The organism is Aquisalimonas sp. (genome assembly GCF_007120195.1).
Taxonomy (GTDB): domain Bacteria; phylum Pseudomonadota; class Gammaproteobacteria; order Nitrococcales; family Aquisalimonadaceae; genus Aquisalimonas.
The window spans coordinates 1-9,268 of sequence record NZ_SKOG01000260.1; the positions used below are offsets into that span (position 1 = coordinate 1).

Here is a 9,268-nt window from a genome sequence, read left to right on the forward strand (position 1 = left end):
CCCAAACCCGTTCCTTGGTAAATGTTCTGGTGCATGGTTACTCCGCTCGCATGACAGTGGTGGATGACAGGTTGATGCCGCCGCCCATCCCCGCGATGAAGCCGGGGACGATGAGGAACTGGTACGGGTAGGTGACGGTGACCGTGAGCTCCTCTCCGACCCCGAAGGTTCCAACGGCACTGAGGGTGCGCTGGATGTCGATCTCCATCTCGGCCGGTCCGCCCAGGGAGATGAGGTAGTCCTCGGCGTACGCCTCGATCCTCTCGCGAATGATGGTGTCTTCCGTGTCGAGGTTGCGAGGCTCGGGACGGAACAGAATGCCGGTCCGCGCGCCTTCCCGGCCGGCGTTGGTGATGGTCGCCTTGTCGAATAGCGCCACACTGAACTCGATGGTGCCGAACAGGAGCAGGAAGAGGAGCATCGCCGTAATGGCGAACTCCACCAGCTCCGCGCCCCGTTGCTTGTTCCGCATCCCGGTGATCATTGCCGTGACTCCTTTTTGGTTGATGGGACGCGCCGGTTGCGCCGGCGTTAGCCGGCTGCTAATACGCCTGGCGCGAGGCCGAATTCCGCCGGATCTGCCGTTCCGCCTGGCGCACGTTCTCGCTGGCTGTCAGGTAGAACGTCGGCGAGCGTTGCATCGCCTTCTCGAAGAAGAACTTCGCGTCGGTATACCGGCCCTCGAGCATGGCGACGTAACCGATGTCGTTGTAGGCCTCGGCGTCGGTGCCGCTCCTGCCGAAGGCTTCCAGGGCGTCGTCGTACGCTTGCTCGCGGACATGGACGAGCCCCAGGTTGCGCCAGGCCATCTCGTAGTTGGGGTCGCTGCGGAGCGCCCGGCGCAGGGCATCGCGCGCACCCCGCCAGTCGCCTGAGAGGTAACGGGAGTAGCCCAGGTTATTGAGGACCGTCGCATTGTCCGGGTCCTTGCGCAGCGCCCGCGTGTAGTGCCGGACGGCTTCGTCGGCGTTTCCCTGAAGATCGGCGAGAACTCCCAGGGCGTTGTAGGTGCGCCAGTTGGCGTTGCCCTCGTCCGTGACGGCCCGTAGCTGCGCTTCCGCCTCACTGTACCGGCGCCTTTGCAGCTCCATGATGCCGAGGCTGGTTCCGGCCTCGGGGTGGGAGGGGTCCACCTCCAGCGCCCGGCGATAGGCCATCTCCGCGAGTTCGTGGTTGTTCCGCTGGTCGTGAATGGAGCCGATCCTGTACAGCGGCTCCGCCGCTGGTTCGTCCTCCATTTGCAGCCCGCGGATGTACTCGAACAGGGCGCGGTCGTAATCGCCTGCCCGGGCTGCTGCCTCCCCGTGGCGATAGGCTTCTTCCGGGGTTGATACCGGGGACGCCGTTCCATGGGCGGCCCCAGACTCTCCGTCGTAGAGCATGCTGTAGAGGTCCGGTTCCTGCATCTGACCGGTCGTGGCACAGCCCGCAAGGCTCACGCTCAACGCCACAGCCGCGAGTATCGTTCTTTTCGGGTGAATCGGTTTCATGGGTCGGTCCCTCGACAGGATTCCAGGTCATTGCTCAGAGGCCGCTGAGGGCCTCCATTGCACCCAGTAACGGTGGCCCCAGGGCCACCACGAAAAAGCTCGGGAACACACAGAAAACGAGTGGGAACAGCATCTTGGTGCTCACCTTCGCTGCCCGCTCCTCGGCCTCCTGCGTGCGCTTGTCGCGCAGCTCGGCGGCGAATATGCGCAGCGTGGCGGCGATACTGGTGCCGAACCGCATGCTTTGCAGCAGCGTCGTCACCAGGGCGCGGATGTCCTCCACGCCGGTGCGTTCCTCCAGGTCCCGTAGGGCCTCGCGGTTGTCCATGCCCGCGCGGGTCTGCATGTTGAACAGCAGCAGCTCGTCGGAGAGCTCCGGGTGACTGATCTCCAGATCTTCCGCGACCCGCTGGATGCCCTGGGCAAGCCCGAGCCCGGCCTCGCTGCAGACCACCAGCAGGTCCAGCGCGTCCGCCAGGCCGCGGCGCAGTGCCAGCACGCGTCGGCGGATGGCCCGTTCGAGCCAGAACGTCGGCAGCAGGTAGCCGGCAAGCGCGGCGGAGGCGGCGAACAGCACGGTGGCACCCAACTCCAGGCGGAAGAAGGGCAGGATCACTGCCAGCGTCATCCCGGGCAGGAGCACGCCCAGTGCCAGCTTTGCGCCATAGAAGGCTCGCAGCGCAGTGGCCGAGCGTATGCCCGCGTGGCGCAACCGCAAGGCCGTCCTGGATCGCGCCTCGCGATCGCTGGGCATCAGGTAAGCGCCCACGGGGGCGAACAACCGCAGGACTGCCGAGCCCCCGCCCTTGCCGTTGTCCTCCGGCTCCAGGCGCTGCAGGCGGCTGCGCAGCGGGTCGGCCAGGCCGACGGCCAGCAGCACCAGCGCCATCATCAGGGTGAAGGCCGCCAGGCCCAGCATGATCGCGAACCCGAGCTCCGCCGCCTGCGGGTTGGCCATCAGCTCGTCAAGCAATGCGAACAGGTCATTCACGATTTCCACGGCATGCCTCCATTCATATGTCGACCCGCACGATCCTGCGCATCCAGAGAATGCCGATGACCATCAACACGAAGGCCACGAGGACCAGTTGCCGGCCTGTGGGGTCCTGGGTCAGCATCGGCAGAAAGTTCGGGTTGGCCACCGAGAGTACCCCGGCCAGCGCGAAGGGCATGAGCGAGAGCACCCAGGCGGCCATTTTCCCCTGGGCGGTGAGCGTGCGCAGTTTGCGGTGAAAGCGGAACCGGTCCCGGACAACCTCGGCGAGGCCGTCCAGCAGCTCGGCCAGGTTCCCCCCGGTGTCCTTCTGGATCAGCACCGAGGTCACGAACACCATGGCGGTGACGCTCTCCACGCGATTCAGCAACCCGGCCAGGGCCATGCGCACCTCGCCGCCGTAGTTGATCTCCGTGAACATGGTGCGGAATTCGCTGCTGATGGGATCCTGCATCTCGTCGGCCACCAGGCGCAGCGCATCGCTGAACGGGTGGCCGGCGCGCAGCGCCCGCGACATGATGATCAGGGCGTCCGGCAATTGCTCCTCGAACCGGGTCAGGCGCCGGGATTTGTCCATGGACAGGCGCACGAACGGATAGGCGGCCACCACCGCGCCCGCGGCCAGGGCCATGGCAGGATGGGGGAGCAGGTACACGCACGCCACACCGCTGACGCCGCCCAGGAGCAGGGCCTTCAGGACCACCCGGTAGGCGGGGGTGTCCCGGCCCGCCTGCTCGATCAGCCGTTCGAGGCGTGCCATCCCGGGCAGCGCCTCGAGCCACCGCTCCACCGGCGAGAGCTCCCGCAGGAAACGGCTGCGCACCAGGGACACCTGCCCGGCCCGGCCCTCCATGCCGTGTACGTCCCGCAACCGCTTCTTGAGGCGCTTGCGTGCGCGCCGGTTCTCGCCGAAGGCCGGCACCATGAAGCTTTGTACCAGCAGGAACGCCGCGGCGAACACCATGATGATGAAGATGGCCTCGTCGGAGATATTCCAGGACATGGCTAGACCCCGCGCCCGGGCTGGAACACATCAAGCCCCGGGTCCATGTCCCGGCGCTTGAGGTGCTCGTAGAAGTTGGGCACGATGCCGGTGGCCTTGAACTGGCCGCGCACATTGCCTTCCTGATCCAGCCCTTCGCGCTCGAAACCGAAGATCTCCGACATGGTGATGACCTCCCCCTCCAGGCCATTGATCTCCTGTACGCTCACCAGCCGCCGCTTGCCATCCTCCTGGCGCTCCACCTGCAGCACCACGTCGAGGGCGGAGGCGACCTGGGCACGCAGCGCTCGCGCGGGCAGGTTGAAGCCGCTCATGGCCACCATGCTCTCGATGCGGGTCAGCGCATCGCGGGGGGTGTTGGCGTGGATCGTGGTCAGCGAGCCGTCGTGGCCGGTGTTCATGGCCTGGAGCATGTCCAGCGCCTCACCGCCGCGCACCTCGCCGACGATAATGCGGTCCGGGCGCATGCGCAGGCTGTTGCGCACCAGGTCGCGCTGGCTCACCTCACCCTTGTCCTCGACGTTGGGAGGGCGGGTCTCCAGGCGTACCACATGGGGTTGCTGGAGCTGCAGCTCCGCCGAGTCCTCGATGGTGACGACGCGCTCGCGGTGCGGAATGAAGCTGGAGAGCACATTGAGCATGGTGGTCTTGCCGGCGCCGGTGCCGCCCGAGACCAGCACGTTCAGGCGCGCCTTGACCACCGCCTCGAGCAGCCGCGCGACCGTCGGGGTCAGCGTGCCGATCTGGACCAGGTTCTCCACCGTGAGGCGATCCTCCGGGAAGCGCCGAATGGAGAGCATGGGCCCGTCGATCGCCAGGGGCGGGATCACGGCGTTGACCCGGGAGCCATCCGCCAGGCGGGCGTCCACCATGGGGGAGGATTCATCGATCCTGCGCCCCACGCCGGAGACGATGCGGTCGATGATGGTCATCAGGTGGCGGTCGCTGTCAAAGCGCAGGGAGGTGCACTCCAGCTTGCCTTGCCGCTCCACGTAGACCTGGTTGGAGCCATTGACCAGGATATCCGTCACCGTCTTGTCCGCCAGCAGCGCCTCCAATGGCCCCAGCCCCAGCACCTCGTCCTGCAGCTCGGCGACGATGCGCTGGCGGACCCCGGCGTTGAACGGCAGCGCCTCCTCGGCCATCAACTGTTCGCACACTTGCTGAATCTGAGCCCGTGCCTCTTTGTCATCCAGGCCGCCGAGCAGCGACAGGTCCAGCATCTTGACCAGACGCTTGAACAGCCGCTGCTTGCATTCCTGCTCCGCCCCGGTGAGGCTCGTCATGGCGCTGCGCTGGGCGCGCTGCGCCCAGCCCGCGCGGGTGCCTTCGGTCGCTTCCATGTTTCTGAATCGTTCCATGAGTCCCATGTCCCTCTCTCCTTAAGTCAGCTCGGGCGGCCCCAGCCGAACAGGCTCCAGCCACCGGTTTTTTTACGGCTATGCTGTGTGTCCTCGCGCAACTGCCCGGCCAGTTTCACCAGATCCCGGGTTACCGGGGCCTTGTGTGCCAGCTCCGGGAGTGGCGTGCCGATGTTGATGCTCTCCGAAACCCGGCGAAAATCATTGGACAGCGTCACGATCTCGTGGTCCGGCAGTGCGTCGCGGATGTCACTCAGCTCCACCGCGTTGCCCTTGCCGTAGCGGTTGACGACGACAGTGATGCGCGCTGCGCCGACGTGGATCTCCTGGCGGAGAATGCTCATCAGACGCTTGGCGTCGCGCAGGTGGGCGACGCTTTGCTCCAGCACGAGCAGGATCCGGTCGGCGTGTTCGAGCACCGCGGCGGTGGAGCCGCCAATCCAGCGCGGCAGGTCCACCACCACATCGTCGTACGCCTGGCTCATCACCTGCAGCAACAGCTCGACGCGGGATTCGGGTACGTCGGCGACGCTGACCAGTTCATCCGGTGCGGATGCGAGCAGATCCACGCCGCTGCGGTGGGGCTGGACATAGCCCTCCAGCGCCACCGTATCCAGGCTTTCAACCTGCTCCAGCGCGCGTACCAGGCCGTTGCGCGGCGGCAGGTTGAAATACAGCGGCAGGGCGCCGAACTGCACGTCCATGTCCATGAGCGCGGTACGGTGCTCTGACCCAGTGGCGAGGATATGGGCCACGTTGGCGGCGATCATGCTGGCCCCGGAGCCGCCCTTGGCATTGATGACCGCGGTGAGGTGCGCGGTGCGCCGGGCGCATTCCGCCAGCTTGTCGCGCATGAGCTGCTGGAGGAACTGCGCGATCTCGGCTTCCGCGATGGGCGGTGTGAAAAAGTCCCTGGCCCCGGCGCGCATCGCGGCGCGGATCAGGTTCTCATTGCCTTTGTACCCGATGAGCAACAGCGGCGGGCGCTGTGTCGCGGGGCGTTCCGTGAGGGCCGCAAGTTCCGCCTCCCAGTTCTCGCTGGCCACGAGCACCAGGGCGTCGGGGAGCGGATGCACGTTGTGCAATGGATCGGAGTGCCCGTTGACGATGTGCCGGACACTGATGTTGACATCACCCTGCTGGTGCAACAGTTGCTGCAGGGGAGCGAGTTCCTGTTGAGAACGGCCTGCTACCAGGATTTCCAGTCGGTAACGCATAATGTCTACTCGCCTTTAGTGACCAGGATCGGCACGGCGCCTTGCGGCGCGCGCGATGCCCGCATCAAAGCCCATCCGTCCCTCTGCCGAAGCGCCGGGGATCACCCGTATCGGTGCGATAGCGCTCCATGGCCGCGGCCGCCTTGTCTCCGCTCAGGGACGGCACCTCGCCGTCGGACTCGTACGTCTGCGCCTCGATCACGTGCCGGACGCTCGCGCCGAACTCGGGGCGTTCGCCGCCGGGGGTCGCACAGGCCGCGAGCAGCGGGACGAGAAGGGCCAGTGTCACAATTGGAAACGTGTTCATGGTTTGCTCCTGGTGGTCGCCATCAAGGCTTACATGTCGTGGCCGAAACGCCCGGCCGCCCCGCCGCCCCGCTGCGTGAATACGGGATCCGTGCCGCCGTCGTCGTCCATGGGTGTGCCACGGCCCGGCCGCGGGTACCTGCCGAGCAGGTAGAATTTCAGGTCGTTGGGTGCAACGAAGCTTCCCGTGGGCAGGCGGGCCTGTGCGGGTTCGATGGGCCGGGCCAGCCGAGGTGTCACAAAGATCACCAGCTCGGTCTGCTCCTTGTTGAAGCTCTGGCTGCGGAACAGCTGGCCGATGACGGGCAGGTCGCCCAGGAACGGGAACTTGTCCACGCTGTCCTGAATGCTCTCGTCGATCATGCCGGCAATGGCAATGGTCTCGCCGTGGCCCAGCTCCACCGTGGAGCTGGCGCTGCGCTTGGCCAGCGCCGGCACGAAGAACTCGGTCGCGATCTCCTGGTTCGCGCCCGCGGCCAGCCTGAGACTGCCATCCAGCACCAGGTCGGACACGGACACGTCCACCTTGAGATTGATCTTGCCGCTGTCGAGCACCACCGGCAGGAAGCGCAGACCCACGCCGAACTCCCGGTGCTCGATGGTCACCGCGCCCTGGTCCTGGGGGACGGGGATGGGGAACTCGCCCCCCGCCAGGAAGTGGGCCTCCTGACCACTGAGGGTCGTGAGATTCGGTTCGGCCAGGATCTTGGCGACGCCTTCCCGCTGGGCGGCGTCGATGAACATGTTGAACAGGAAGTCCGTGCCCTGGTAGGCGGCAAACAACCCGGTGTTCTCGATGGCTGCCCCGGCCGGGGAGAAGTTGCTGACCATGCCCTCCGGGAACGTTGCCCCGCCCTGCACGGCGCCGATATCCCAGGGCGCTCCGGAGTCGAAGGCGTTGAAGCGAACGCCCATGCGCTTGATGAGCGAGCGCGAGACCTCCGCGGCCTTGACGTCGAGCATCACCTGCTGGGCGCCGCCGACCTCCATCATGTTGAGCACCGAGTCCTCGCCCCCGTGTGCAAAGCTCCGGGCCACCCGCAGCGCGTAATCCATGCGCGCGGCGCTGCTGACCCGGCCGCCGAGAATGAGATTACCCCGGGCCGAGCGGACCTCGATGGGCTCGCGGGGCAGCATCTCGTGCAGCTTCGCCTTGAGGGTCTCCAGGTCGTGGGTGACCTCGACATTCAAGACCCCTTCGATCTCGTTGGACTCATCCCACAACACCACGTTGGTGGTGCCGAGGGATTTGCCGAGCACGTAGATCTGCCGGGCGCGCATCACCAGGACGTCGGCGACGTCCGTGTCGCCGACGGAGACCACTTTGACCGGGCGGGGGAACTGCAGCACGCGGGACTTGCCCGCCGCCACCTCGATCGTGCGGGTGGTGCCGTCCTGTGGTATCGACACCGTGGCCGGGGCGCCCGGTCGTTGCATGCCGGCCCACCGGCCCGCATCATCCTGGTTCTGCGCCTGGGCGGCGAACGCCCAGGAGAGCGTCAGCCAGGCCCCGAGCGCGATCATGCTGCAACGCCCTGTCAGTGTTGTTGTGCCTTCCCTGTTCATTGCCCACCCTCCGGTCCTTAGTTTGTGTCTCGAGCCCTGCGCGGCGTTACTCTCTGACGTTCGTGGTACTGCTGTCGGTCCCGCGGATCACCGTGACGTTGACAATGCGAGGCCGTGGCGGCGGTGCCGGCCGCGCCCGCACCGGCTCGGGTCGGGCCGCCGGCTGCGGTTCCGGCTCTGGTTCTGGTTTTGGCTCCGGTTCGGCGACCTCGCCGTTCGCACTCTCCCCTGCGTCCAGCGGGTTGCGCAATGTCAGCTGGACCTTGCCCTCCTGGGTCGCCTTCACCAGCCGCTCCGCCTGCGGCGGCTCCACCTCCAGGGTGACCGCGCGCACGATCACCGGGGCGTCGCGCTCCGGCGAGGCGGTCTGGTCCACCGCCAGCACCTTGATGTTCGTGAGGATGGTCTCCGACTCCACCTCGCGCGTGCCGCCCCGGCGCTGGGTCGACAGCACGTCCACCCGGTTGCCCGGCAGCAGGAAACCGGCGACCCCGACCACGTCGTCGACGCGCACGGTCATGGCGCGCTTGCCGTGCTCGAGCACCGCCGCCAGGGCGCTGCCGCCGAGGTGCTCCGCCACCCGCCTTTCGAGAACCACTTCGCCCTGGTAGATGGTCTGCGAGGTGACGCGGCCCACCACGTCCTCCAGGTGGTTGAAGCTGCCCTCGGGGATTGCCTCGGGCGGCAGCTGCATCAGGCGCAACTCCGCCGCCTGCACCGTCCGGCCGTATGGGATCTCCATGGCTGCCACCACCACGGACGTCTCGTCAGAGCCGTCCCCGTCCCCGGCAGTCCGCTCCGCCATCCAGCTGCGCGCCAGCAGCGTGGCACCCAGGGCCATCATCAGCGACACGCCCAGCATCAGCACAATTCCGCTCTTTCTCATGACTGCATCTCCCCGGGCTCAGCGAGCCCCACAAAGTAGCTCTCCCAGGCCCAGCACAGGGCCTCGGTCGAGAGTGTTGGCTGGTCCATATAGCGGCTGTAGTCCACCGCCAGGTCGATCAGATCCCGCGGATGGCAGGGCAGCAGGGGTACGCCGTGGCGCGCATGCAGCTCGTCGACGGCGAAGCGGGCCAGCGCCGGGTCGTGCTCGAGGCCGCGCCGGTGGCACTCCCGCTGCCAGATGGTGGTGTAGGCCGTCTCGTCCAGGCGCTCGAAGCGGATCTTGTAGCCTATGCGCCGCAGGAACGCCTCGTCGGCCAGCTCCAGGGGGTTGCGGTTGGTGGAGAGCACCAGGGCCACGTCGAACGGCACCTCGAAGTGCTGGCCGTTGCGCAGGGTGAGAAAGTCCCGATGCTCTTCCAGCGGCACGATCCAGCGATTGAAGA

9 protein-coding genes and 1 pseudogene are annotated in these 9,268 nt (G+C 66.8%); all 10 read right to left on the reverse strand.

All coding sequences use genetic code 11. The features are described from left to right. Positions 1 to 37 precede the first annotated feature (37 nt). Positions 38 to 484 (reverse strand): TadE/TadG family type IV pilus assembly protein, encoded by a 447-nt coding sequence (locus tag QZT63_RS18015; protein ID WP_290653161.1) that lies wholly within the window; start codon positions 482 to 484, stop codon positions 38 to 40. 58 nt (positions 485 to 542) lie between these two features. Beyond that, positions 543 to 1,490 (reverse strand): tetratricopeptide repeat protein, encoded by a 948-nt coding sequence (locus tag QZT63_RS18020; protein ID WP_290653163.1) that lies wholly within the window; start codon positions 1,488 to 1,490, stop codon positions 543 to 545. 34 nt (positions 1,491 to 1,524) lie between these two features. Beyond that, positions 1,525 to 2,490, reverse strand: a complete 966-nt coding sequence (locus tag QZT63_RS18025; protein ID WP_290653165.1) for a type II secretion system F family protein — start codon at positions 2,488 to 2,490, stop codon at positions 1,525 to 1,527. Positions 2,491 to 2,503: 13 nt separating this feature from the next. After that, positions 2,504 to 3,487, reverse strand: a complete 984-nt coding sequence (locus tag QZT63_RS18030; protein ID WP_290653167.1) for a type II secretion system F family protein — start codon at positions 3,485 to 3,487, stop codon at positions 2,504 to 2,506. Positions 3,488 to 3,489: 2 nt separating this feature from the next. Then, a complete protein-coding gene (locus QZT63_RS18035) occupies positions 3,490 to 4,857 on the reverse strand; it encodes a CpaF family protein (protein ID WP_290653169.1) in 1,368 nt (455 codons plus the stop codon). A gap of 17 nt (positions 4,858 to 4,874) precedes the next feature. Next, the gene (locus QZT63_RS18040) at positions 4,875 to 6,065 is read right to left on the reverse strand and encodes an AAA family ATPase (protein ID WP_290653170.1); all 1,191 of its coding nucleotides are present in this window, start codon (positions 6,063 to 6,065) and stop codon (positions 4,875 to 4,877) included. Between the two features lie 64 nt (positions 6,066 to 6,129). After that, positions 6,130 to 6,372, reverse strand: a complete 243-nt coding sequence (locus tag QZT63_RS18045; RefSeq protein ID WP_290653171.1) for a hypothetical protein — start codon at positions 6,370 to 6,372, stop codon at positions 6,130 to 6,132. A 29-nt stretch (positions 6,373 to 6,401) separates the two neighbouring features. After that, positions 6,402 to 7,937, reverse strand: a complete 1,536-nt coding sequence (locus tag QZT63_RS18050; RefSeq protein WP_290653172.1) for a type II and III secretion system protein family protein — start codon at positions 7,935 to 7,937, stop codon at positions 6,402 to 6,404. 46 nt (positions 7,938 to 7,983) lie between these two features. Continuing rightward, positions 7,984 to 8,823, reverse strand: coding sequence for a Flp pilus assembly protein CpaB (gene cpaB, locus QZT63_RS18055; protein ID WP_290653173.1), 840 nt, complete (start codon positions 8,821 to 8,823; stop codon positions 7,984 to 7,986). After that, positions 8,820 to 9,268: pseudogene (locus tag QZT63_RS18060) on the reverse strand (AAA family ATPase); the annotation flags it as partial. The pseudogene QZT63_RS18060 and the gene cpaB, both read right to left, overlap by 4 nt.

Bases quoted from the DNA above. Each gene is read 5' to 3' on its own strand.
- QZT63_RS18045 (WP_290653171.1), bottom strand. From the start codon at position 6,372: ATGAACACGTTTCCAATTGTGACACTGGCCCTTCTCGTCCCGCTGCTC.
- cpaB (WP_290653173.1), bottom strand. From the start codon at position 8,823: ATGAGAAAGAGCGGAATTGTGCTGATGCTGGGCGTGTCGCTGATGATG.
- QZT63_RS18040 (WP_290653170.1), bottom strand. From the start codon at position 6,065: ATGCGTTACCGACTGGAAATCCTGGTAGCAGGCCGTTCTCAACAGGAA.
- QZT63_RS18050 (WP_290653172.1), bottom strand. From the start codon at position 7,937: ATGAACAGGGAAGGCACAACAACACTGACAGGGCGTTGCAGCATGATC.
- QZT63_RS18035 (WP_290653169.1), bottom strand. From the start codon at position 4,857: ATGGGACTCATGGAACGATTCAGAAACATGGAAGCGACCGAAGGCACC.
- QZT63_RS18030 (WP_290653167.1), bottom strand. From the start codon at position 3,487: ATGTCCTGGAATATCTCCGACGAGGCCATCTTCATCATCATGGTGTTC.
- QZT63_RS18020 (WP_290653163.1), bottom strand. From the start codon at position 1,490: ATGAAACCGATTCACCCGAAAAGAACGATACTCGCGGCTGTGGCGTTG.
- QZT63_RS18015 (WP_290653161.1), bottom strand. From the start codon at position 484: ATGATCACCGGGATGCGGAACAAGCAACGGGGCGCGGAGCTGGTGGAG.